Raw genomic sequence first — 23,770 nt, 5'->3', positions numbered from 1 at the left:
AACATTTATTTTAGGCTGCTTTACAGCCTAATTACCTAGTCACAAGGAGTGCTACCTTATGGAAGATCAGAAACCGTTCCGCATTTTACTTTATTATAAATATGTCGCAATTGAAGATTACGAAGCCTTTGCGGCTGAGCACCTCGAATTTTGCAAGGAGCTCGGGGTGAAAGGCAGAATACTGATTGCAGCTGAAGGGATCAACGGGACGCTCTCAGGTACTTGGGAACAAACGGAAGCCTACATGGCTTATATGCATAAGCATCCCTTGTTCACAGACCTTCTCTTTAAAATCGATGAAGTAGAGAAGCATGCGTTCACGAAGCTGTTCGTCAGACCGAAGAAGGAACTCGTTACTTTACGATATGACACGCCTTTGGATCCGAATACGATGAGCGGCAAACGTCTTTCGCCGGAGGAATTCTACGAGCATCTGCAGCGTGAAGATGTTATCGTTCTTGACGGCCGGAATGGATATGAGTACGATATGGGGCATTTTCGCAATGCTATACGTCCGGATATCGATTCTTTCAAGGAATTTCCGGAATGGATTCGCGAGAATCTGTCAGATGCTAAGGATAAGAAGGTTATTACTTATTGCACAGGAGGCATCCGGTGCGAGACACTAACTGGCGTCCTGCTCAATGAAGGATTTACCGATGTCGCACAGCTCGATGGAGGCATTGTTACTTATGGGAAGGACCCTGTTGTTCAAGGTCGATTATTTGATGGCAAAATGTATGTATTCGATGAACGTATAAGCGTACGCGTCAATCAAACCGAAGAAGATGTTACAATAGGCAAGTGTCATCACTGTGGGGAGCCTACGGACACGATGTTGAACTGTACAGAGGACACTTGTCACGCCAAGCATTTCTGCTGCGATGACTGTCTAGACGTACACGAGGGATATTGCTCTGACTCATGTAAACCAATCGATTAATACGACAAACTAAAAATATAAGAAGATGACCCAGCCTTATGAAACTGCCGGAGTAACACTTCCGCTTCGCCTACAATATGATAAGTACAGAAACCTAAAGAGGTGAGCCAATGGCAGTCGTAAAAGCCAGGCAGCAGGATATTGATATGCTGGCAAGGTTGCTTCGAGCTGAAGCGGAGACAGAAGGCGAAATGGGTATGCTTCTTGTTGGGAATGTGGGCATTAACCGAATAAGGGCGAATTGCTCTGATTTTAAAAATCTCCGGACAATTCCCCAAATGATCAACCAGCCGCATGCGTTCGAAGCGCTGCAGCATGGGATGTACTATCAAAGCGCTAGAGATAGGGAACGCCGTCTAGCGCAACGAGTGGTGAATGGGGAGCGGAATTGGCCAGCCAGATTCTCCTTATGGTATTTCCGTCCAGGCTCGTTCGACAATCCCGGACCTTGTCCGCCAACTTGGTATGATCAGCCGCTCGTAGGACGTTGGAAGAAGCACTGTTTCTATGAACCGACCGCAGAAGAATGTGAAAATGTATATAATACGCTTTAATTGTTAACCCAATAGACATAGCAACATTAAATGTCGCATCCCATGCGGCATTTTTTGTTTTATCTAAAATCAAAATCATAGTATAATTTTCAATTACTACATAAAATTTCGAAGGTATGCCCATGGCTGATATCACATTGGACAATATGAAAATGACTAAGGATATTAATTTATTTAAAAGATGAATCAGGTACAGTCGTAGAGAAGCTCGCAGAGCATCATGTGGAATTACTAGTTGTATCGGAGGAAGAGCCTTATGATAAAATTGATTGTTTGTGACTTGGACGGAACATTACTGGATCATGAGAAACGGATTAACAACCGAGATCTCCGTGCTGTAACGAAAGCTTATGACCACGGGTTCGAGCTATGCATCGCTTCTGGACGCATGAACGCAGAAATTCAAATTCTTTTACAGCCCTTTGCGAATCCCTATTATGCTGTCGGCCAGAATGGGGCGACCATTCATCTGAACGACCAGCGATTGCTTGCATCAGCTGAATTCCCGCCAGAGCTGTCGACGCAGCTGCTTCAAGTCACGGAACGTAATGAATTTATTAATTTCATTCATTGTAACGATGATTCGTACTATGTGCGCGAGTGGAGTGAGGCTGTTCCACCTTATGAAGCACGGATTATAACCGAGATCTCCACGCATACCGACTTGGAGGGAGCCATTGCTGCAGACCATATGCGATGCAGCAAGATATCTTACTTCGGAGAGCTGGATAAACTCGTCCAGCTGGAAGCGAAGTTCAATGATAGGTTCCCTGGTCAGATCGAAACCTTTATCAGCGATAAAGATTGTCTGGATGTGATGCCATGCAGCGTCTCCAAAGGTGATGCTTTAAGACTGCTAATCCAGGAGCTCAGGATCGCACCGGACGAGATCGCTTGTATTGGAGACTCGTTCAACGATCTTTCGATGTTCGCCTTAACACCGCATAGCTTCGCAATGAGCGAGAGCCGTGCCGAAATCCGCAGCCAAGCGAACACAGTCGTTCATTCTGTTGCAGAAGCCATTGACCACATTATCGCCTACAACTATATGTCTAGTACGAAATAGTAGGAAGATGCGTACATAAGACGTATCGTTTGGTTAGGCTGCTTCGGCTATTTCATGGTCGGGCTAAAAAAAGGGGATACTATGAATAAACGCGAGCGAATAGAAACCGTCTTTTTATACGGCGTTTTCATCTGTTTCATCCTATTGTTAATGAAAATATTTTTCTTATCGAGAGTTTCGATTTCGGAGCTATTGCATAGCCAACGGACTTTCATTCGGTCAATCAATCTCATTCCTTTTCATAGCATAGGTGAATACTTAGCGGGCAGCTCTTCTAATTTACGAAGATTCGCTTTTGGTAATGTGATTGGCAATATACTTGTTTTCGTTCCTCTTGGTGTGTATATCTCGGTATTTAAGAACAATACAAGAGTCCTAATCAATCTGTTGTTTATATGTATTGCGAGTTTAGTTGTTGAATTCATTCAGGGGCTATTAGGTATTGGCACAGCAGACGTCGATGATATCATTCTTAATGGTCTAGGTGGATGGATAGGAATTGTAGTGTATAAGTCTTTATTATTCGTATTACGGAATGAGAAGCGGGTACAAACTACAATTACCGTACTATCTATTATCATAGGATTACCCGTTATATACTATTATTTATTCATGATAAAAATGAGATTCTGAAGGGGCATTTGAAGATGATTAGAGTTGCTTATTTAGGTCCAAAAGGAACTTTTTCCGAAGAAGCCGCGCATCAATATTTTGCTAACAATACAACTTGGGTTATGTACGAATCGATATTGGATGTCCTGGAAGCCGTTCATAACGGAGAAGTCGATAAATGTATTGTCCCGATTGAAAATTCAATTGCAGGCAACATTCACATGACGGTTGATGGTTTGTTGATGTACGACCTTCGCATTGAAGCCGATCTTATCTTTAAAGTTTCTCTTCACTTGATTGGCAACCAAGATAGCAGCATCAATACGATTAATACAGTCTATTCGATCAGCCCTGCAATCAATCAGTGCAGAGAGTTTATTAAAAAACATCAGTACAAATGTGATTATACAGATAGCACCGCAAAGGCTGCCCAATTCGTCAAAGAGTCAAATTTGAACCATATTGCCGCAATTGCCTCTAGATCGGTTGCAGATGAACATGGTCTTCAAATACTCGAGAGCGAGATTCAAGACAATTCCATGAATCATACCCGCTTCATCATCGTGGGGAAAGACATCAAGAAACCTGCAGAGCAAAAGAAAACCATGATCTTAATTAACCCAAACAATGAATACCCTGGGGTACTGTCCTCGATTCTGAACGTATTCTCCGCACTGGGGATTAACCTGACGTGGATCGAATCACGACCTACAGGAAAGAAGTTGGGGACTTATCGTTTCCTTATTGAATCTGAAGCCGCTCAAAATGACCTACGGATGATAAAAGCCGTTAAAATTCTAGAAACGTTTGAACATGAGGTGCAAATCGTAGGTAGTTACTCGACGACTGTTCTTTAGAAAATATCGCGGATATCTAGACGTGGTGGGGAGGGCTCGCATCTTCCGCCACGGTCGGTAAAAAAAACGCCGGTAACCTTAAACAGGTGGCCGGCGTTTCCATATTAGCGTTTCGACATTTTGCTCTCATCCATGTACAGCAGGTTCCAGCGATGTCCGTCTAGATCGGCAAAGGCTGCGCCGTACATCCAGCCATCCGTTTCACTCGGCTTGCCGAATAGGCTTCCTCCGGCAAACTCTACTTTTTGAATAAAAGCATCTACTTCTTCTCTGCTTTGAGCACCAATGGAGAATATGATTTCTGCTACATCTGGCAGCAGAAGCGAATCTTATACCGAAGATTATTTCACAGATTCATTAACCCACTCAATAAAGTTGTCCGTATTGTTACCGGTACGTTCAGCTGTTGTATGACCTTGACCCCATACGGTTTCGAAGTCGACATCCTTAACGTCGCTAGCGTTTTTCAAAGCGAGTGCCAGATTCGTCTCAACCGTGAGTGCAGTATCGCCTTGCTCGATTCCAGTGCGGATTCTCCAGTGAGCGGCAACAGTCGAGCTTTGGTAGCCTGTGTAGTAATCGTCAAGGAAGTACATCGGATTGTACATATTCTGGCGGACCTCAGAGCTGTTACCCAGCTTGTCGAGAGCTTGAAGGTCTTTGGCGTAAGTTGCCACGAGAGAAGAATCCCAGTCAGAGAATGCTGCGTATTTGTTTTGATTAGCCTCGAGAAGCTTCGCCAATACAGAGTCAAAGTGGAGTGCATCACTCTCGTCATTGCCGAATACCATGTTCTCTGCTTGACCACGTTCCAGGTCGTCAAATGCAGCTACGCTCTTGGAGGCATTCTTCATATGCTGTACGAATGCAGCAATGCTGGTGATCTTAGCTGAATTGGTTGCAGCATCGTAGGTAACCCATTCCGTATCCGAATTTAGTGAAGCGATATAATCTTTAGCTGTCTTGTATGTCGTTGATTCTCCAGAATCGGCTTGACCGCCGCCATCAGGCATACCCTCAGGCATTCCGCCTTCCGGCATTGCGCCATCAGGCATACCTTCAGGCATTTCGCCGCTTGGAGCACCACCGCCTGAGAAGCCGCCATCTCCCATAAAGCCTCCGGCAGATTTGGTGTAAGGGAAGGTCGTATCGCTTAAGAAGTTATTGAGCGAGCCTTCAATTTCAGCGAGAAGGTAATCATAATAGGTTCCCGCTGTGTAAATGCCGTCTGTCGTTTGTTCCAAAGTCAGAACATTGCCATCCTCATCCTTTAATCCAAGCTCATTCAGATAGGAAGCGAACGCTCCAGCCAGATCATCCGATAAAGCCGAAGTCCAGGTGCTGTCTGCACGGGTTCCCGCAGTGATATATTGCCCCATGTTCCATTCGTAGGCTTCATCTGCGTAGTCAAGGCTCGTAATCGGGCACCACGCCATAACGCCATTAATGGCATCACTGATATAATTGCCGTCCGCATCGTACATGGCAGCACCAATCGATTTGAGGTAGTCATAATAAAGACTGCTGTCGCCGCTAGCTCCCATTACGCTGCTCTGTGCGCCGCCGCCGCTATGTCCGAATACAAAGATGGAGTCCGTATTACCGGGAAGGGAAGCTTCATTAAACCGAAGATAACGGACTGCCGCTTTCAGATCGGTCACGCCCCAAGGAGCGCCGCCGCTGTACGTCAGATTTCCGCTGTCGTCATAGCCGTTGTTACGGCCTCTCATTCCGGAATAAACGTAGATGAATCCGGCATCCATGTAACTAGATAGTCCGTTGTAGCTATATTGAGTAGCAGCCTTTTGAGCCGAATAACCCGCTGTATTCACAGGGAACACGATAGGCGCTGTACTTGCTGTATAACCATTGATTGTTGCGCTCTCATTAATCGAGCATGTATAGGTTCCGTCACCGTTCGCCGTGGCATTCATATAAGCGCCGGGAACGTAAATCGCCATTGTTTCATAATCCTTCGTTTCAGTTGTGGAACCATAGGAAATGCCGATCTGCCAATAAACGTCGTTCTCAGCGTCGTAATTCCAAGTTTTATCGTTAAACGTCAAGCTTGCGTTATCTTGCGTATATTCGCCGATCAAACTCGCTTTCGAATTGTCGGTGCTTACAACTGTTGTTGCAGCAGTGTTCGTTGTTGAACTGGAGTTCGAAGAACTGGAACTTGAAGAATTAGAATCGCAGGCAGTAAGGGCTGCGGTTAAGGTAACAGCAATCAAACAAGGTATCGCTTTTTGTCTCATATTCATTGGTTTTTCTCCTTTTATTTGCGGTATAGACAAGAGTGTAACAGAACAATGTGGCGGAAATAGGGCGGAACAAGGATTGGCCGCTTATGTTACGATAGGAGAAAAACAAGCTAAACGAAGGAAGGATAGAAATGTCCAAGCGGATTCATATTCTGATCTGTGATGATAACCAGGCTGTACACGACACAATCGGTACATATTTGAAGGCGGACGGTATGACGTATTGTTCGGCATACACCGGTAAGGAAGCGCTGCTGCTCGCCCGTGAGGAGCACCCAGACTTAATTGTATTGGACATCATGATGCCGGAGTTATTCGGAACAGACGTATGTAAAGAGATAAGAAAGGAAAGTCAGGTACCGATTATTCTGCTTACGGCCAAAGGGGAAGAGCATGACCGAATCGACGGTCTAGAGATCGGCGCGGATGACTATATCGTTAAGCCTTTCTCACCAAGGGAGGTTGTCGTTCGGATTAAGACGATTTTACGCAGAGCTGCTCCGCAGGAAGTGACAATGTCCCCTCAACTCGTCTACGAAATCGATCAATTGCGTATCAATCGAGATGGTTATGAGTTGTCCGTGGATGGGCAGGTGGTGCCGGCAACGCCTAAGGAGATTGAGATTTTGTACTTGCTCGCAACGAATGCAGGAAGAGTACTGAGTCGGGAACATATTCTGACTTCCATATGGGGATTCGATTATCTTGGTGACACACGTGCTGTTGATACCCATATCAAGCGGCTGAGGAGCAAGCTGCCCATTGATCCAGTCGGCTGGAGCCTCAAATCGATCTATGGGGTAGGCTATAAATTCGAGGTGCACGAATGAAACGATCGCTCCTGCGAAAGCTGTTTCTAAATATATCGCTTGTACTGATTCTAGCGTTCATCGTCTGTACGTTGATCGGTAAATATGTGCTTCAATCTTATTTTCTACAGAGTAAGCTAAATGAACTGCAGCCTCAGATGGAATCGATTGCGGAGACGATAGGGGCTGCGGGACAAGCCTCGACCTATCTGCTGAAGAAAGGCTTCATCATCAAGGCCTATGACTTGAACGCCCGTGAGATGGAGGTGTTCGGCTCCTCGACTCCATCAGAAAACGACTTGCCTGCTGGACTGCCACGAATCGAGGATGATATCCGTACAGCGATTGAGCCTTATGTCAGTGAAATTATTGGAGGCGGACAAGTCGCGACGATTACGAAGCTGGACGGGATGGATGACCAATCGATCCTTATCGGGCAGCCCATACGGCAAGGCGAAACGCTGATCGGCGGACTTTTCCTCATCAAGCCAATTTCGGAGCTGACTAGTGCAATGCGGGGCTTTATGGTCACGTTCATGCTGGCTGCATTGCTTGCGCTCGCCCTGACATTGTACATTTTGTATCGGGTCATCAAGCCCATGATTCAGCCGATCAAATTGATGACATCTTCTTCAGAAGCGATGGCCAAAGGAAATTATGATGTAAGGGTTCCGGCAAACGGATACGGGGAGCTGGGAGAGCTGGCTTCTTCATTCAACATTTTGGCTTCACGGCTTGAGCAGAACCACAATGCGGCTGTTAAGCTGGAGCAGGTCAGAAGAGATTATGTCGCAAACGTAACGCATGAGCTGCGAACGCCGCTCGCTTCAATTCGGGCTATGAGTGAGACGTTAGGCGACCGGATGGTCCACGATGAGGAAGAGAAGCAGCGTTATTATTATTCCATTCAGCTCGAATCACACCGTCTGCACCGCCTCATTGATGATATGCTTGAGCTGTCCCGCCTCCAATCAGGCTCGACCGCATTTAAGAAGTCCCTAACAAGCGCTAGACCGATTATCGAGAAAATAAACAGTCGGTTTTCCATACTTGCAGAGGATTTGGATATTAAGCTGAGTTTGACGGATCAAGCTTGGCGCATACCCGATTTCTTCGGTCACGGGGATCGCGTCGAACAAGTGCTGACCATTCTGCTTGATAATGCTCTGAAATACACAGAATCCGAAGGCACCGTTAAGTTGGACGCGAGTTGGGATGATGAGATTATCACCGTCTCGGTAAGTGATACCGGACAAGGCATTAGTGAAGAAGAGCTGCCGTTCGTCTTCGATCGATTCTACAAGTCAGACAAATCACACGCAGGACAAGGTACAGGTCTCGGATTATCCCTGGCCAAAGAAATCCTTACGCTGCTAAACGAGACGATCGGCGTACATTCAAGTGAGCAGGGGACCTGCTTCTACTTCACTTTGCATCGGAATTAACTTGACGCTGCATGGTATTATTTAGGTATATGAAAGGAATGAGAACCATGTAGTCACAATAATTATAGATCCTTGTGCAAGATCTCCGCCTTCTCTTGTTAAGAAGGATAGAGAGTGAAACCATTAAATCGGAGGGTCTATATGAATAACAATATTTGGTCCGGTAACAACGTACGGTTACGTGCAATATTGCCTACAGATTGGGACAAGTTCCATAACAACGATTTTGATTCGGAAAGCGCTAGACTTTGCGACGTCATCCATTTCCCAAGATCGGAAGAAGGCACGAAGCATTGGGCTGGGAATCAAGCGTCCAAAGGTCCAGACGGCGATAACTTCAGTCTCGCGATCGAGACACTTGATGGCGAACTCGTTGGCAGCATTGTTGCTCATAGTTGCGATTCACGACATGGAACGTTCAAGTATGGCGTAGGTATTTTTCGAGAGCATTGGCGTAACGGCTTCGCTTCAGAAGCCGTTCGAATCCTATTACGCTATTATTTCGAGGAATTACGATACCAGAAAGTAACCGCACATGTGTATGCTTTTAACGAAGGTTCGATTGCACTTCAGGAGCGGCTAGGTTTCGTTCAAGAGGGAAGATTGCGGAATATGATTTATACGAAAGGGCAGCATTTCGATGAATTTGTATATGGATTGACGAAGAGTGAATACGAAATGCTGAATAATTAAGGATTGAATAGAATGGCTGCAATCTAATTGGCAGCCATTTGTTTAATCTTAGGAGAATGTGCAGCAGCTGATCGCAATGATCGGCTGCTTTTTGATGTTCACGAGTAGGTGAAGGCGATGGGATATTTCAGTTCATTTTTTATGAAGCAAGCGTTCATCTTTTTCAATTTTACAAGGGACTAAAGGTCGATTATGATTTGATTATTCCGATGAGGTAACTATGAAAAAGGCAAAGGGGTAATGAAGATGAGCAATAAGAAGCTGGTTTTATGGAATCGTGCAGGCTGTGAATCCTGCCAACAATTGAAGGCACAGCTGGCGAACAACGGCATTGATTATGTCAGTATTGATGTAGAAGGCAAGAATGAATTGCGTGATGTGCTGGAAGCCAAATATGGCATTCGCCATGTGCCAGTTGCCGAGATCGGTGACGGCGAGAGCTATGCAGCAGTGACAGACGGAAGCTTCGAGAAGATTCAAGCGCTCCTTCAAGCGTAACGAACGATTAGAGCCAGACGAGAGGAGGGAGAAGGGATGTTCGAGTACTTACTGAAGAGACTGAGTGTATCCCTGTTGGTCGTGCTAGGCTCGATGACCATTGTTTTCATTATTGTAAATGTACTTCCGGGTGACATCGCCCAAATGCTGCTCGGTGACACGATCTCCACGGAGAAGGCGAATGAGCTTAGCAGCAACCTAGGGCTGGATCGGCCGCTTGCAGTCCAATATTGGGATTACATAACCGATGTGCTTCAAGGCAATCTTGGCAGCTCGTATGTGAATCAGAGTTCCGTGCAGCATACCTTGCTAATCAATCTGCCCTCGACAATTGAGTTGACACTAACGAGCAGCTTAATCGCTGTCATTGTCGGTATTCTAATGGGAATCGCAGCAGCCGTCTATCGAGACAGCTGGATTGATTCCGTCATTCGTATCATCAGTTTATTCGGCGTATGTACGCCAACGTTCTGGATTGGACTGCTGCTCATCTTCGTATTCTCAGTCCACTTGCATTGGTTCCCTGCCATTGGCAGCGGCGGTCTCTCGCATCTCGTTCTTCCTTCTGTCGGCCTGGGCTTATCTGGAGCAGGGATGCTCGCTAGACTCGTACGCAACAGCATGCTAGAGGTGCTGCATAAGCCTTTCGTCCGCACACTACGAGCGAAGGGCATTCGGGAGAGCACCATTATTTTCAAACATATGCTTCGGAATGCAGTCATTCCCGCTGTTACGATGGCGGGGATGATAATCGGGGAGATGCTTGCTGGCTCAGTCGTGACCGAGACGGTGTTCTCTAGACAAGGGATAGGGAAGATCATCGTCGATGCAATTAATGCCAAGGATATTCCAATGATTCAAGGCGCGGTCTTACTGACGTCGGTGTTCTATATTCTGATTAACCTGCTCGCGGATATTTCCTATATGTATATCGATCCACGTATTCGTAAAATGCTTCGGCCATCGACTCAGTAAGGGGGAGAATGTATGTCTGTCAAATCCATCGCGACACCGGTGCAGCCTCTTCGAATCAAAAGAAGGGCTGAAAGGAGATTTAGGAGTGTCAAGTCACGTCATGTTCTCCTTGCACTCTCCGTGTCGGTGCTGCTGTTCATTTTATTCTCGGCTGTCGCGCCTGGTTGGATGGCATCTCATTCTCCTACGGAGATGAGCGAATCGATTCTAGCTTCTCCGAGCGCTGGGCATTTGCTGGGAACCGATCAATATGGTCGAGACATCTATTCCTTGCTCGTATACGGCAGCAGACAGTCTCTGCTTATCGGCGTCGGATCAGTCCTGATTGGCGGCTTATTAGGCTCCGTCCTCGGGTTGACTGCAGGCTATCGGGGCGGATGGCTGGACTCACTGATCATGCGATTCGTAGACATGATGATGACCATTCCGGGTATCTTATTCGCCATTCTGATCTCGGCTACGTTAGGACCAAGTCTGAAAAATATGATATTGGCTGTTGGGCTATCGACATTCCCAGGCTACGCGCGTATGATGCGAAGCCAAGTGTTGTCGATCAAGAGCGCCCCGTTCATCGATGCAGCCTCAACAATCGGGGCGAGTCACTTCATGATCTTGCGTCGACACATCGTTCCGAATTGCTTGCCGCCTCTTATCGTCATGGCGACGATCGGGACAGGGACGGCCGTCCTAATCTCTACAGGACTTAGCTTCCTAGGTCTTGGTGTTATTCGGGAGATTCCCGATTGGGGATATCTCTTATCCTTAGGCCGCAGTTATATTTCGGTCGCGTGGTGGATTAGTCTATTTCCGGGTATTTTTATAAGTTTTTTAGTAATATCAATTAACCTTCTCGGTGATGAGCTGCGCAACCTGCTTGAGCCGAGATCCAGAAGATAACGATAGAAGGGAAGTGCAGCGGAGTGGGGACATTATTGAAGCTCAATCAAGTGTCAATCGATTTCAACACGAGGCAGGGGCCGCTCCGGGCGGTCCATCATATCAATCTGGAGATCGGTACTGGCGAGATCGTCTGTCTGGTCGGGGAGTCTGGCAGCGGCAAGACGATCACCTCTTTGTCGATTATGCGGCTAACCGATTACGAAGGTGCTGTGATCTCCTCTGGCGAGCTGATGTTCGACGGACACAATCTCGCATCCCTATCGCAGAAGGAGATGCAGGAGCTGCGCGGCAAACGGATCGGAATGATTTTTCAAAATCCGATGAATGCGCTTGATCCGCTCTTCACCATTGAAAGCCAGCTAGTCGACAGCATTCTAACGCACAGACGAGTAACGAAACCCGAAGCACGCAAGCTAGCGCTTGAATTGCTGCAGAAGGTAGGGATTACGGAGCCGGAAATGCGGCTGAAGCAGTATCCCTTCGAATTGTCTGGAGGAATGCTGCAGCGCGTAATGATCGCCATTGCGTTATCTTGCGACCCGGAGCTGTTAATTGCAGATGAACCAACAACGGCGCTGGATGTCACGATTCAAATGCAGATTTTACAGCTCATTCGTGAGCTGAAGGATACGCTCGGAATGTCCGTGCTGCTCATCACACATGATTTCGGCGTAGCGATTGAAATGGCTGATCGCATCGCAGTTATGTATGCGGGTGCGATAGTAGAGCAGGGACCAGCACGTAAGCTCATTACTGCTCCTGAGCATCCGTATACACAAGGGCTTATCCGATCGGTGCAAAGCTATCACAGTCACAGCGAAGGTCTCTATACCATTCCAGGCTCTATTCCACCACTACAAGAACTGCCCACAGGCTGCCGATTCCACCCGCGCTGTGCGTTCGCAAGCGAGAGATGCAGGCAGGAGGAGCCCGTCTTGGCCCTTACCCGGGAGCAGCATCAAGTCGCTTGTTGGAATACCGCTGAAGCAGGGCAGGCATTCGCCGAGTATGCCACGCATAAGGAGACCGCTGCTCCAATCAACAATCTGGCGGCGCTACCTGCAGAAGACGATCTGCTGGTCGATATTCAGCAGGTTACGAAAACTTTTCCGCTGCGCGGCTCGCTATTCCGACGAAGCAAGAAAGCCGTTCACGCCGTGGACAACGTAAGCTTACGAATCTATCGGCGTGAGACGCTTGGGCTGGTAGGCGAGTCAGGCTGCGGGAAGACAACGCTTGGTCGGCTGCTCGTGCAGCTGGAGAAGCCCACAGCAGGAACAATCACATTCGACGGTCAGGACGTATCATCGCTGTCCGATCGTGAATGGAAGGAGCTGCGCCGCCGGATGCAGGTCGTATTCCAAGATCCGGCCGGCTCGATGAACGAACGATGGAGAATTAGCGAAGTCATCGCCGAACCGCTTCATGTACACATCGATCTGAACGAACAGGACAGAATGGCCCGCGTGAAGGAGACGATGAAGCTCGTTGGTCTCAATCCGGATTGGCACACCAAATATCCGCATGAATTGTCCGGTGGGCAATTGCAGCGCGTCTGTATTGCACGAGCCATCATTCTGAAGCCGAGCTTCATTCTCCTCGATGAGGCGGTGTCTGCCCTCGATATCTCGATTCAATCGCAAATCGTAAATTTGCTGAAGGATCTGCAGCGCGAGTTGGGTCTAACCTATCTGTTCATCACACACGGATTGGACGTTGTCCGGTACATCTCAGACCGCATAGGTGTGATGTACCTTGGCAAGCTGATGGAGCTTGCGCCTGCTGAGGAATTGTTCACGCGGCCGGCACATCACTACACTAGGGCGCTGCTGGATGCGAATCCGAGCATGGACCCGGACCATCACGCGCAGTCATCGATCAGCGATATTGAACTGCCTTCTCCTATTCATCTCCCAACAGGCTGCCGCTTCCATACCCGCTGCCCAGCGGCGACGGAACGCTGTCGTACCGAGCAGCCGGAACTGCGAGAAATTAGAGATCGGCATTGGGCCGCTTGCCATCATCCGCTGTAACCATAAATAGATAGATCAAATCGGAGGGAACTAACCATGACTAAGAAAAGGATTGTATTCGGAGCTATGCTGCACGGGGTAGGAACGGGCTGGGACAATTGGAAGCATCCGCAGGCTGTTGCTGACGCAGGTACGAGTCTGCCGTTCTATGTGAAGCAGATTCAGAAGGCGGAAGCCGCCAAATTCGACTTCGCATTCGTGGCAGATAGTGTGTACATTACGCCGAAGTCGACACCACACTATTTAAACCGCTTCGAGCCATTGTCGCTGCTAGGCGCACTGGCTGCTGTCAGTTCAAAGATCGGATTGGTCGGGACGTTCACGGTCGCGTACAACCAGCCATTCTCCATCGCCAGACAGCTGCAGTCGCTGGATCATATTAGCAGCGGTCGCGCAGGCTGGAATGTGGTGACCTCATTCCTCGAAGGTACGGCGAGCAACTATAGCAGCGATGGTCATTATGCGCATGATGTGCGTTATCGACTAGCGGATGAGTTCCTGGATGTTACGAAGGGACTGTGGGACTCGTGGGATGATGACGCCTTTATTCGCGATAAGGAGAAGGGGATCTTCTACGATCCTGAGAAGCTCCATCTGCTGCATCATAAAGGCGAGTTCTTCTCCGTGAAAGGTCCGCTAAATATCGCACGGGGTCCGCAAGGCCATCCCGTCATCTTCCAAGCGGGCATGTCCGAGGACGGCAAGGAGTTCGCAGCCAAGCATGCGGAAGCGATCTTCTGCGGTGCCGAGAGCATCGCCGCATCGAAGCAGTATTACGATGACGTGAAAGCAAGAGCAGCGAAATATGGTCGCTCTCCTGACGAAATCTTTATTTTGCCAGGGATCAGTCCGATTATTGGGGATACGGCCGAGGAAGCTGAAGCGAAATATCAGGAGCGGCTGAGTCTGATTACGATTGAGAACGCGCTGACAGCACTGGGTCGTCCGTTCGATTACTACGACTTCACGAAGCATGATCTCGACGCACCGTTCCCGGACCTTGGCAACACTGGAATCGAGTCTATGCAAAGCGCCGTAACGAAGATTACGAAGTTTGCGAAGGAAAATAATCTGACGCTCCGACAAGTGGCGTTGGGCCTCGCTTCTCCACGCGGGGCATTCATCGGTACGCCGGAACGGGTTGCGGATCTCATTCAGGAGTGGGTAGAAGCAGGGGCGGCCGACGGGTTTATTCTTAGCCCAGAGAATTTGCCGACTGCGATCGAGGACTTCACCGAGAAGGTTATTCCGATCTTGCAGGAACGCGGTCTTGCCCGTATCGAGTATGAGCATGACACGCTTCGCGGTCATCTTGGCTTAACGAAGCCGGCTTCGCGTTACACGAAGGAAGCTGCACTAAGCATCCGAGAGAAGAAGGGGAGCTAGACATGAAATCGATCAAATTATCTATTGGCCTTATTCTAATAACAGCCCTTATTGTCATGACAGGATGCTCTGACAACAGCAAGAGCAATGGGGAAAAGGCTGCGGCAGGCAGCGAAGTGACAGAACAAGATCGTTACGGCGGAACCGTTGCTGTCGGAATCGGCGTGCCGATCGTTAGCGATCTGCTCGATCCTCACCGCTCTGCAAGTCCGGGCAACTCGCGCGTTCAGCGCTCCTTGTTCGATAGTCTGGTCGTGGAATTGCCGGATAATCAATTCGGACCCTGGCTGGCCACGAAGTGGGACATCTCTGCGGACAACTTGACCTACACATTCTATCTGCGGGACGATGTCACCTTCACGGACGGGACGAAGCTGGATGCTGCGGCTGTCAAATTCAATTTCGATCGGATCAAGACGCTTGAAAGTCCAGGTCTGGCGTTGAATTATATCGGTTCCCTTGAAAACACGGAAGTAGTGGACGATTATACGGTTCGTTTCCATTTCGCCAAACCGTTCGCACCGTTCCTGCGGTACTTGGCAACCGAGAACCTGGGCATTGTATCTCCGAAAGCAGTCGCCGATCGCGGGGAAGAGTTCACGGTCAATCCTGTCGGCAGCGGTCCCTTCTACATCGATAGCTATAAGCTGGGCAATGAGTATGTCCTCAAGCGCAATCCGAACTACAACTGGGGCCCGTCGAATGCGAAGCATACAGGCAAGGCGTATCTAGATACGCTGCATTTCAAAATCATCACAGAAGAAGCGTCTCGCGTCAGCGCGCTGCAAAGCGGCGACGTACAGGTCATCGATACGATTCCGCCGCAGAGTTTGGAGCAAATCAAGCAAAGCTACCAGCTGCAGCAGGTCGAATTGCTGAACTACAATGCCTCGATTCATTTCAATGCGACCAAAGGGGTTCTTCAGGATAAGCGGCTTCGGGAAGCGCTGCGCTTGTCCGTAGATTGGGATCGGATTGTGAAGACGATTTATCTGGGCACTTATGATCGGGCGTACTCGGTGCTGTCACCTTCACTGTTCGGATATGACACTAGTCTGAAGGACAAATGGGAGAAGCCGGATACGGCCAAGGCGGAAGCGCTGCTCGATGAGGCGGGCTGGGTCAAGGGCGCGGATGGCATTCGCGTGAAAGATGGCAACCGTCTGACGCTTCAAATGATTGACTTCTATGCGAACCGCGAGAAACGCATGGACGTCATGACGATGGTGCAGAATATTTGGAAAACGATTGGCGTTGAGCTCAATATCAGCACTACCGCGGTCGGTGACTATACAGAGAAATCAAAAAGCGGCGACTTCGATCTATGGATCGGCTCGCAATATGGTCCAGATCCGGATGGCGTACTTAGACCGTATCTGCTGACTCGTACAGGTTATCATGATCGGATTCAGAATCCGAAGATCGGGGAGCTTCTCGATCAAGCGACGGTTGAGATGGACGTGGAGAAACGGGCTCAGCTGTATAAAGAAGTGCAAAATATCGTGCAAGACGAAGTCTATGCGATTCCGGTCTATGTCCTGCCGTATACGGTCGCAAGCGCGAAGCAAGTTCAAGACATCGGCTTCGATTCGAAGGGCGCACCACAATTTTATGATACGTGGATTCAGAAGTAATATTGGATATGAAGGAATTACGAGCCTGTTGAGAATACTCAGCAGGCTTCTTTCTCTCTATCAGGCAAACGTTCAAAGGTGTGAATCCATCTTCTATGGATTTGCAGAATCGGCCTCCCTGTACAATAATGAAAGGAAGACCTTTAGTAAAGGATGAGGAAGTATGGATTTCACACCGCTGTCCCAGTTCATCGATCGCATCACCGCTTGGCGCATTCCGTGGGCGGAAGTGCTTGTTATACATCGCAATGAGATTGTTTTCCAATATCGGGCCGGATACGCCGATCTGGAAGCTAAGACCCCGATTGAAGAGAACACCATGATCTATCTCTATTCGCTTACGAAAATACTAACTTGCACGGCTGCGCTTCAGTTGGTCGAAAAGGGAGCGATTCTGCTTGGCGATCCAATCTCCGACTATCTCCCAGCATACGCCGAAATGAAGGTGAAAAAGAAGCAGTCGGACGACGGCAATACAACATCGGAGCCGACAGAACGTCCGATTACGATCCGCGACCTGTTCACGATGACGGCCGGCTTCTCCTACGATCTGGCTTCGCCTTCCATACAAGAGGCTGTGGAACGCACGAACGGCAAGCTGCCAACCCGTGAATTCGCTACAGCTCTTGCAAAGGAGCCGCTGCAGTTCGAGCCAGGGACTAGGTGGAACTACAGTCTATGCCATGACGTTCTTGCAGCGCTTGTCGAAGTGGTCGACGGAAGACGTTTCAGTACATACGTGCGCGAAGAGATTACGGAGCCGCTAGGCATGCTTGACACCAGCTTCTTCCTATCAGAAGCCCAGTACAGCCGTCTTGTCCCCGTATATGTATACGATGATGAGCTACGGAAGGCCGTTCTTATGGACGGAGACTGGTACCGCCTCGGCACGGAATTCGAGAGCGGCGGAGCCGGATTGCTATCAACCGTAAGCGATTATTCGCTATTCTTGAACATGCTGACCAATCGTGGCACAAGCCCAGACGGCGTGCGCATCTTGTCGGCGGCAAGCGTCGATCTGATGCGGACCGACCATCTGACTGCGCACACGCGCAGCGACTACAACTGGCCACATCAATCCGGTTACGGTTATGGACTTGGCGTCAGGACCCATATCTCTCAAGCAGGCAGCGGCTCTCTGTCCCCGCTAGGAGAATTCGGTTGGAGCGGCGCCGCCGGCAGCTACGCGATCATCGATCCCGAGTCGCAGTTGACGGTCATGTATGCACAGCATTTGGTAAACAATCCAGAGCCTTACGTACATCCACGACTAAAGAACATCGTGTATAGTGTGCTTAATCTATAAACATAAATGAAGTCGATTCTCGGCAGGATATTCGTTCTTCCCCTGGATATATTAAATGTGTTCTCGGCCGCAATCCGGGCACGACATCTATCTTAGAAGGAGCGATCTCAGCATGGGCGTTTTAAGTGGAAACCCAAAAGATGAACCCTTGCATTATGGCGAGATTTTCGCAATTTGGCAGGGATCGACAACGGCAAAAGGCTGCGTGTCAGCTTACAGCGCACTCAAATTCCATACGGGGGATAAGGATCTACGCGCAATCGTGGAAGATGGTATTCGCCAGGCACAGTTGGAAATCAACGAGCTGGACGAGATTCTGATCGCTAACGGCATTGCACCGGCTCCGAAGCTGCCTGAACGCCCGGAGGCCAAACTTGAGGAGATACCGGTTGGAGCAAGATTCGCCGATCAAGAGATTGCAGCGATGGTATCGGCAGACTTGGCAGCTGGCCTAGTGGCCGCTAGTACAGCTATGGGGCTGTCGATTCGCGAGGATGTTGGCGCCTTATTCGGCAAATATCATACGACCAAAGCAGCTCTTGGTGTGCAAATTCTGCGTCTGAGCAAGGAGAAAGGTTGGCTATTACCTCCACCTCTTCAAATTAAGCGTCCGGAAGCCATAGGTGCAGGCGTCTAATAGGCGGCACACAAATATAAGGCAGTCCGTAGCTAACGGACTGTTCTTATTTATTATTCGTATCGCACAGGCCTAGTGTTCCGGTCTACGTATTTGAAGTGGCGGGGGAACAAGCCAGCCCTTATCTTTACTTAGCGATAACGCGGTTGCAGTCGATGCAAGAATAAGGGCATAGTATTTGGAGAACAGCAAGCCGACGTCGACACGAATCGAACTCCCTGTAATTTGACTGCAAGCTATCAGACCAGCTGATAGACTTACGCCAATGGCGACTGCTATTTCTACATCCGAGAAACGGGCGCCAGGTGGAATCTCTTCAAGTTCAACTAAAGGGCGTTCCGGCAGAAAAGGCGGAGGTAATATGCCATTATGGACAAGCAGCTCATCGCATTCGACTGAAGCTTGACGAGCTTGCTTAACGAGATTGTTCAATAATCGCTTCAAATCGTTATCGCCAGCGTGCGACAAGTAGAGCTGATAGGTGGAAATGGCTGTTTTCTCCTTCGCTGAATAGGACCATATGTGATAAATTTCCCCGTAATGCAATGGCTCATCTTTCGGATTCCCACTCAGAACTCCCATTTTGTTGCTCCTTATTGGTCATATAATAACTCCAGTATAGCCGTGTACGGCCATTTCTAGACTCCTCTTTGAGATACCACCACCATCAGTCAAAAAGTCAACTGTACATAGGGATAAACCAAAATGACGCATAGTTCATAAATGATAGCTCTGATACAATTAATATTCGGTACTTAACGTTTTAATAAGTTTATGGAGGCATTCAAATGATTAAAGCATCTGAAGACAACGAATATTACATCCTTACAAGTCCTACGATCCTACCTAAGGCTTCGGGATTTTTGTGGAACGAGAAGATGATGATTCAGTTGAATTGCCGCGGCTACGCGACGTCACAGTTCATGCAGCCGGAGCCGGCAAAATATTCACATGCGCCGAATTTGGAAGCAAAGTCGTTTATGCAGCCGGAGCAGCCGTACTACGCTCATCATCCGGGTCGGTTCGTTTATGTAAAAGACGAAACAAACGGCCGAATTTTCTCGGCGCCTTATGAACCGGTGCGTGCGCATGCGGATCGATATACGTTTGCGGTAGGCAAGCATCGGATCGTTTGGAACACGGAGAGCGACGGGGTAGCTGTTGAAATGAGCTTGAGCCTGCCCACAGAGGATGCGATTGAGCTGTGGCGGATCAAGGTAAAGAACGTTTCGACGAGCAAGCGGAACATTAGCGTCTATCCGTATTTCACCGTCGGCTACATGTCGTGGATGAACCAATCCGCCGAGTACAACGAGGACTTGCAGGCAATGGTTTGCTCTTCGATTACGCCTTATCAGAAGTACAAAGAGTACGACAAGATCAAATTGTTGAAGGACAAAACGTATCTACTGGCGGAGCAAAAGCCATATGCCTGGGAAGCGAGCCAGGAAGCTTTTGAAGGAGAAGGCGGACTTGCGCGGCCGAGCGCAATCGAGAACGAAGCGCTTAGCAACGGGGACGCTCGGTACGAAATGCCGCTTGCGGTGCTGCAATACCGTATGGAATTAGAGGCTGGCGAGGAGCGCGAATATCGCTTCCTATTCGGACCAGCTAAGGACGAAGACGAGATCGCACAGATCCGCCAGACTTATTTCACGGCAACCTATGCAAATTCCGAAAACGGTTTCGATAAAGCGGAGCGCGAATATGCCGAATATGTAAGCGAAGGGCAAGGATGCCTTGAGATTCGCACGCCAGATGCTGATTTCGATAATATCATCAATCACTGGCTGCCGCGCCAAATGTATTATCACGGCAAAACGAACCGGCTCACGACGGATCCCCAGACGCGCAACTATTTGCAAGACCACATGGGCATGAGCTATATCAAACCTTTGATCGCCAGAGGGTCTTTCCTTACGGCACTAAGCCAGCAGAACGCGGACGGAGGAATGCCGGACGGCATTCTACTTCATGAGGAAGCCGAACTGAAGTATATCAACCAAGTGCCGCATGCGGATCATAACGTCTGGCTGCCTATTTGCATAAACGCTTATTTGGACGAGACGAACGACTATTCGCTGCTGGACGAGAAGGTTCCTTTTGCAGACAGCGAGGAATTGGTGACCGTATCGGAGCATATCGACCGCGCGATGCAATATCTGATGAAAGACCGCGATGAGCGCGGACTTAACTATATTCATCAGGGCGACTGGTGCGATCCTATGAATATGGTCGGCGTTCGAGGAAAAGGCGTATCCGGCTGGCTGACGATCGCGACTGCATACGCGTTCAACGTTTGGGCGGGTATTAGCGAGGCTAGCGGCCGCTTGGAAGCAGGCAAAGCGTTCCGCTTGGCGGCTGAGGAGACGAATGCTGTGGTTAATCGCTATCTGTGGGATGGCGATTGGTATATTCGTGGCATTACGGACGACAACGTGGCGTTCGGGGTTAAGGAAGACAAGGAAGGCCGCATCTTTATCAATCCGCAAGGCTGGGCGCTGTTAAGCGGTGCTGCGGATGAGGAGAAGAAAGAGAAGCTTATCCGCTCCGTAGAGGAGCAGTTGGAAACTCCTTATGGCGTGGAGAAGCTGGCGCCTTCCTACACGGCCATGCGCGAGGATGTGGGACGGGTTACCCAGAAGCATCCGGGTTCGGCGGAGAACGGAGCGGTATATAACCACGCGGCAGCCTTTTATATTTTCGGACTTTATGCCGTGGGAGAGAAGGACAATGCTTATCGGCTGCTCCGCAAAATGATTCCTGGGCCGAATCACGAAGATATCGTTCGGAGGGGCCAACTGCCCGTATATATCCCGAACTACTATCGTGGGGCTTATCATCAATTCCCGCGTACCGCTGGGCGTTCCAGTCATCTGTTCAATACAGGGACGGTCGCTTGGGTATATCGCTGCTTGATCGACGGCCTATTCGGCTTGCAGGGAAGCCCGGCCGGACTGCAAATCAAGCCTCAGCTTCCTACGCATTGGCAAGAAGCTGCCGTGAAGCGCGAGTTTAGAGGAGCGCGGCTCACTATTGAGATGAAGCGCGATGCAAGTGTGCAGGCGACGGAAGTATACCTTAACGGCGAGCTTGTTGAATCGGGCGTTCTTGAGCGTCTACAGTCAGGCGCTGAATACGAGGTTCTGGTCAAATTGCCGCAGCAATAGCGGGTCATGATCTATGTAGAGAACAAAACCATCATTCACATGAATGATGGTTTTGTTGTAAGTCAAGCTCCATAAGCGATGCAAAATACACCTAAATTTTACATGGTATTTTATGTATATAATATTTTGTAGATACGATATACTGTTCTCAGCTTTATATCATTTGAAGTGGGGGCGTAAGCAATGTGCGATTCATCCGATGATTCATTCATTTGCTATATCAAAGAACTACCTCCCGAATTACAAGCAGAAGCCGCTGCCAAAGCGATCGAGATTAACCCGGAGAATGCGCCACAAGCTCGCCATGTTCAGCAATTATCCGCACAAGAGCAACCCAACAACCTCAAATTGACTTTATTGTACTTAAAACGCTGGCCTAAAACTGGAGTGAACCTGACTGTCGGATTTTTCGGAGATCCTCCCGCCGAACTGAGAGCGCGTATTCTAAGCCACATGAACGCATGGAATGTGTCCGCCAATGTCGTGTTTACGGAAACGGAATTAACAAACAATCCTCAGGTCAGAATCAGCTTCGATAATTCAGGATATTGGTCCGCTATCGGTACTACTATTACATCGGTACCTCAAGACCAGGCTACGATGAATCTAGGCGGACTTACAGTTGATACGCCGGAAAGTGAGTTCAGACGTGTTGTTCGTCACGAAACGGGCCATACGCTTGGCTTTCTGCACGAGCATCAACGTCCTGAGATTGCAAATCGCATTGATCCGGACAAGGCCATTGCCCATTATAAAGCCATTTACAACTGGTCTGAAGCGATGACGAGAGCGACTATACTCAATGCTATAAATCCAGATTCTGCGACCCAAACGATATTGGCTGACCCTAACTCCGTCATGTGTTATCCCTTGCCGGCATCCATCATGAAGGATGGTATTGCAATAGAAGCTGGAAGGGACATTAGTGCGTCAGATATGGCGTTTGCCGCGACCTTATACCCTAAACCGAATACAAGCAGGCGACTTATGCATACGATACGCAACTCTGATGGAAGCTGGCAACCAATGGAGGATCTGAACGTCTCACTGTACATTCCAGGTCCAATTACGGCGATTGCAGGTGCAAGCGGCGACAACGGTGATACGCATTTTGTATTCGTCGTGATCTGGGGGGATTCAGGGATCCCAGGTGAACTGTGGCACTTGATTCGCTACGCCGATGGCAGCTGGTCACAGATGGACAGCCTTTCTCGGCTATTTAACCTGACTAGTGGCGTTTCAGCAGTCACAGCGGCTAGCGGAGCGAATGGAGCTGTTCATTTTGCTTTTACAACTAGCGAAGGACTTCTGAAGTACACCGTCCGCGAATCATCCGGGCGATGGCAGCCGATGAGCGATCTGCATACCGAGCTTAATATACATGGGATGGTAGTAGCACTCAGCGGAACGAACGGTGCCGAAGGAGCCGTTCAATTCGCATTCACGACATCGGACGGAAAGCTATGGCATGCCATAAGAAATTCTGATGGGAACTGGCGGCCATTACTTAACCTATCAGCAGCGCTTTCACCTATATGGACAGGTGACGTCGCCACGATTGCAGGTGCTGCAGGTGAGTACATTGGAGATACCGTGTTTGTTTTTGCTACACGACGGGCACGATTATGGTATTCCGTTCGTCATCGCAATGGCGGGAAGTGGACAGGGTTGAACGATCTAGGTGAAGCATTGAACTTGAAGAAACGTGTTGTAGCTGTAGGAGGATGTGAAGGCGCTGACCGACAATCGCAGTTCGTCCTTGTAACCGAAGATGGGCATGTGTGGCATACGATACGTTATTTCGAGGGCAGCTGGCAGCAGCCTGTACCACTGGACTGGGTACTACCGATTTCAGGCGCTGTGCCGACAGTGGCAGGTGTGCATGGCGACAACGGAGAGACGCACTTTATCTTTACCACGTACCAATAACTAGCGTTAGTGCCTAAATCATCAGATCAATTAGAACTCATACGAAACCGGATCGCTTC

At 49.0% G+C, this 23,770-nt stretch carries 20 protein-coding genes and 1 pseudogene; 18 read left to right on the top strand and 3 right to left on the bottom strand.

What is annotated here, in order from left to right; all coding sequences use genetic code 11:
• Positions 1 to 58: 58 nt before the first annotated feature.
• The 5 genes from trhO to pheA all read left to right on the top strand — a co-directional run bounded on the left by trhO (position 59) and on the right by pheA (position 4,032).
• A complete protein-coding gene (gene trhO / locus DFQ01_RS12780; protein ID WP_110044282.1) occupies positions 59 to 943 on the top strand; it encodes an oxygen-dependent tRNA uridine(34) hydroxylase TrhO in 885 nt (294 codons plus the stop codon).
• Positions 944 to 1,053: 110 nt separating this feature from the next.
• Complete coding sequence (locus DFQ01_RS12775; protein ID WP_110044281.1) at positions 1,054 to 1,497, top strand: cell wall hydrolase; 444 nt, start codon at positions 1,054 to 1,056, stop codon at positions 1,495 to 1,497.
• Positions 1,498 to 1,753: 256 nt separating this feature from the next.
• Positions 1,754 to 2,563: a Cof-type HAD-IIB family hydrolase gene (locus DFQ01_RS12770; protein WP_110044280.1), complete on the top strand. Its 810-nt coding sequence runs from the start codon at positions 1,754 to 1,756 to the stop codon at positions 2,561 to 2,563.
• A 54-nt stretch (positions 2,564 to 2,617) separates the two neighbouring features.
• Positions 2,618 to 3,196 (top strand): VanZ family protein, encoded by a 579-nt coding sequence (locus DFQ01_RS12765; protein ID WP_342769988.1) that lies wholly within the window; start codon positions 2,618 to 2,620, stop codon positions 3,194 to 3,196.
• Positions 3,197 to 3,210: 14 nt separating this feature from the next.
• Entirely contained in the window at positions 3,211 to 4,032 is an 822-nt protein-coding gene (pheA, locus tag DFQ01_RS12760; protein WP_110044278.1) for a prephenate dehydratase, read from the top strand.
• Between the two features lie 104 nt (positions 4,033 to 4,136).
• Here pheA and DFQ01_RS32145 read toward each other — a convergent pair.
• Both DFQ01_RS32145 and DFQ01_RS12750 read right to left on the bottom strand, forming a co-directional pair.
• Positions 4,137 to 4,337, bottom strand: a pseudogene (locus DFQ01_RS32145) (VOC family protein); the annotation flags it as partial.
• Positions 4,338 to 4,373: 36 nt separating this feature from the next.
• Complete coding sequence (locus DFQ01_RS12750) at positions 4,374 to 6,296, bottom strand: subtype A tannase (protein ID WP_110044277.1); 1,923 nt, start codon at positions 6,294 to 6,296, stop codon at positions 4,374 to 4,376.
• Between the two features lie 131 nt (positions 6,297 to 6,427).
• Here DFQ01_RS12750 and DFQ01_RS12745 point away from each other — a divergent pair, with 131 nt between their 5' ends.
• The 11 genes from DFQ01_RS12745 to DFQ01_RS12695 all read left to right on the top strand — a co-directional run bounded on the left by DFQ01_RS12745 (position 6,428) and on the right by DFQ01_RS12695 (position 18,612).
• A complete protein-coding gene (locus DFQ01_RS12745) occupies positions 6,428 to 7,126 on the top strand; it encodes a response regulator transcription factor (RefSeq protein WP_110044276.1) in 699 nt (232 codons plus the stop codon).
• Positions 7,123 to 8,550, top strand: a complete 1,428-nt coding sequence (locus tag DFQ01_RS12740; protein WP_110044275.1) for a HAMP domain-containing sensor histidine kinase — start codon at positions 7,123 to 7,125, stop codon at positions 8,548 to 8,550. Before DFQ01_RS12745 ends, DFQ01_RS12740 begins: the two co-directional genes overlap by 4 nt.
• 141 nt (positions 8,551 to 8,691) lie before the next feature.
• Entirely contained in the window at positions 8,692 to 9,243 is a 552-nt protein-coding gene (locus DFQ01_RS12735; RefSeq protein WP_110044274.1) for a GNAT family N-acetyltransferase, read from the top strand.
• Between the two features lie 246 nt (positions 9,244 to 9,489).
• Complete coding sequence (locus DFQ01_RS12730; RefSeq protein ID WP_174812671.1) at positions 9,490 to 9,741, top strand: glutaredoxin family protein; 252 nt, start codon at positions 9,490 to 9,492, stop codon at positions 9,739 to 9,741.
• Positions 9,742 to 9,777: 36 nt separating this feature from the next.
• Complete coding sequence (locus tag DFQ01_RS12725; protein ID WP_110044272.1) at positions 9,778 to 10,716, top strand: ABC transporter permease; 939 nt, start codon at positions 9,778 to 9,780, stop codon at positions 10,714 to 10,716.
• A 12-nt stretch (positions 10,717 to 10,728) separates the two neighbouring features.
• Complete coding sequence (locus DFQ01_RS12720) at positions 10,729 to 11,613, top strand: ABC transporter permease (protein ID WP_110044271.1); 885 nt, start codon at positions 10,729 to 10,731, stop codon at positions 11,611 to 11,613.
• A gap of 23 nt (positions 11,614 to 11,636) precedes the next feature.
• Positions 11,637 to 13,649: an ABC transporter ATP-binding protein gene (locus DFQ01_RS12715; RefSeq protein WP_110044270.1), complete on the top strand. Its 2,013-nt coding sequence runs from the start codon at positions 11,637 to 11,639 to the stop codon at positions 13,647 to 13,649.
• A gap of 36 nt (positions 13,650 to 13,685) precedes the next feature.
• Positions 13,686 to 15,035 (top strand): LLM class flavin-dependent oxidoreductase, encoded by a 1,350-nt coding sequence (locus DFQ01_RS12710; RefSeq protein WP_110044269.1) that lies wholly within the window; start codon positions 13,686 to 13,688, stop codon positions 15,033 to 15,035.
• Positions 15,036 to 15,037: 2 nt separating this feature from the next.
• The gene (locus DFQ01_RS12705; RefSeq protein ID WP_110044268.1) at positions 15,038 to 16,669 is read left to right on the top strand and encodes an ABC transporter substrate-binding protein; all 1,632 of its coding nucleotides are present in this window, start codon (positions 15,038 to 15,040) and stop codon (positions 16,667 to 16,669) included.
• Positions 16,670 to 16,832: 163 nt separating this feature from the next.
• A complete protein-coding gene (locus tag DFQ01_RS12700; protein ID WP_110044267.1) occupies positions 16,833 to 17,975 on the top strand; it encodes a serine hydrolase domain-containing protein in 1,143 nt (380 codons plus the stop codon).
• 112 nt (positions 17,976 to 18,087) lie between these two features.
• The gene (locus DFQ01_RS12695; RefSeq protein WP_110044266.1) at positions 18,088 to 18,612 is read left to right on the top strand and encodes a DUF3231 family protein; all 525 of its coding nucleotides are present in this window, start codon (positions 18,088 to 18,090) and stop codon (positions 18,610 to 18,612) included.
• A 72-nt stretch (positions 18,613 to 18,684) separates the two neighbouring features.
• Here DFQ01_RS12695 and DFQ01_RS12690 read toward each other — a convergent pair whose 3' ends face one another.
• Entirely contained in the window at positions 18,685 to 19,194 is a 510-nt protein-coding gene (locus DFQ01_RS12690; RefSeq protein ID WP_110044265.1) for a DUF3231 family protein, read from the bottom strand.
• Between the two features lie 206 nt (positions 19,195 to 19,400).
• Between DFQ01_RS12690 and DFQ01_RS12685 the strand changes: the two genes are divergently transcribed.
• Together DFQ01_RS12685 and DFQ01_RS12680 are read left to right on the top strand one after the other, a co-directional pair.
• Positions 19,401 to 21,782, top strand: a complete 2,382-nt coding sequence (locus DFQ01_RS12685; RefSeq protein ID WP_110044264.1) for a GH36-type glycosyl hydrolase domain-containing protein — start codon at positions 19,401 to 19,403, stop codon at positions 21,780 to 21,782.
• A gap of 183 nt (positions 21,783 to 21,965) precedes the next feature.
• A complete protein-coding gene (locus tag DFQ01_RS12680; protein ID WP_110044263.1) occupies positions 21,966 to 23,711 on the top strand; it encodes a M12 family metallopeptidase in 1,746 nt (581 codons plus the stop codon).
• The last annotated feature ends 59 nt before the right edge of the window (positions 23,712 to 23,770 follow it).

Origin of the sequence: Paenibacillus cellulosilyticus (assembly GCF_003182255.1) — a bacterium.
Classification (GTDB): domain Bacteria; phylum Bacillota; class Bacilli; order Paenibacillales; family Paenibacillaceae; genus Paenibacillus_T; species Paenibacillus_T cellulosilyticus.
The sequence above is the reverse complement of the archived record's forward strand: the minus strand, read 5'-3'. Positions and strand labels throughout refer to the sequence as shown.

Excerpts from the sequence above, each read along its gene's own strand:
- trhO (WP_110044282.1), top strand. The coding sequence starts at position 59 with ATGGAAGATCAGAAACCGTTCCGCATTTTACTTTATTATAAATATGTC.
- DFQ01_RS12775 (WP_110044281.1), top strand. The coding sequence starts at position 1,054 with ATGGCAGTCGTAAAAGCCAGGCAGCAGGATATTGATATGCTGGCAAGG.
- DFQ01_RS12765 (WP_342769988.1), top strand. The coding sequence starts at position 2,618 with ATGGTCGGGCTAAAAAAAGGGGATACTATGAATAAACGCGAGCGAATA.
- DFQ01_RS12690 (WP_110044265.1), bottom strand. The coding sequence starts at position 19,194 with ATGGGAGTTCTGAGTGGGAATCCGAAAGATGAGCCATTGCATTACGGG.
- DFQ01_RS12725 (WP_110044272.1), top strand. The coding sequence starts at position 9,778 with ATGTTCGAGTACTTACTGAAGAGACTGAGTGTATCCCTGTTGGTCGTG.
- DFQ01_RS12735 (WP_110044274.1), top strand. The coding sequence starts at position 8,692 with ATGAATAACAATATTTGGTCCGGTAACAACGTACGGTTACGTGCAATA.
- DFQ01_RS12720 (WP_110044271.1), top strand. The coding sequence starts at position 10,729 with ATGTCTGTCAAATCCATCGCGACACCGGTGCAGCCTCTTCGAATCAAA.
- DFQ01_RS12705 (WP_110044268.1), top strand. The coding sequence starts at position 15,038 with ATGAAATCGATCAAATTATCTATTGGCCTTATTCTAATAACAGCCCTT.
- DFQ01_RS12685 (WP_110044264.1), top strand. The coding sequence starts at position 19,401 with ATGATTAAAGCATCTGAAGACAACGAATATTACATCCTTACAAGTCCT.
- DFQ01_RS12750 (WP_110044277.1), bottom strand. The coding sequence starts at position 6,296 with ATGAATATGAGACAAAAAGCGATACCTTGTTTGATTGCTGTTACCTTA.
- DFQ01_RS12710 (WP_110044269.1), top strand. The coding sequence starts at position 13,686 with ATGACTAAGAAAAGGATTGTATTCGGAGCTATGCTGCACGGGGTAGGA.
- DFQ01_RS12740 (WP_110044275.1), top strand. The coding sequence starts at position 7,123 with ATGAAACGATCGCTCCTGCGAAAGCTGTTTCTAAATATATCGCTTGTA.
- DFQ01_RS12680 (WP_110044263.1), top strand. The coding sequence starts at position 21,966 with ATGTGCGATTCATCCGATGATTCATTCATTTGCTATATCAAAGAACTA.
- DFQ01_RS12700 (WP_110044267.1), top strand. The coding sequence starts at position 16,833 with ATGGATTTCACACCGCTGTCCCAGTTCATCGATCGCATCACCGCTTGG.
- DFQ01_RS12730 (WP_174812671.1), top strand. The coding sequence starts at position 9,490 with ATGAGCAATAAGAAGCTGGTTTTATGGAATCGTGCAGGCTGTGAATCC.
- DFQ01_RS12745 (WP_110044276.1), top strand. The coding sequence starts at position 6,428 with ATGTCCAAGCGGATTCATATTCTGATCTGTGATGATAACCAGGCTGTA.
- DFQ01_RS12695 (WP_110044266.1), top strand. The coding sequence starts at position 18,088 with ATGGGCGTTTTAAGTGGAAACCCAAAAGATGAACCCTTGCATTATGGC.
- DFQ01_RS12770 (WP_110044280.1), top strand. The coding sequence starts at position 1,754 with ATGATAAAATTGATTGTTTGTGACTTGGACGGAACATTACTGGATCAT.
- pheA (WP_110044278.1), top strand. The coding sequence starts at position 3,211 with ATGATTAGAGTTGCTTATTTAGGTCCAAAAGGAACTTTTTCCGAAGAA.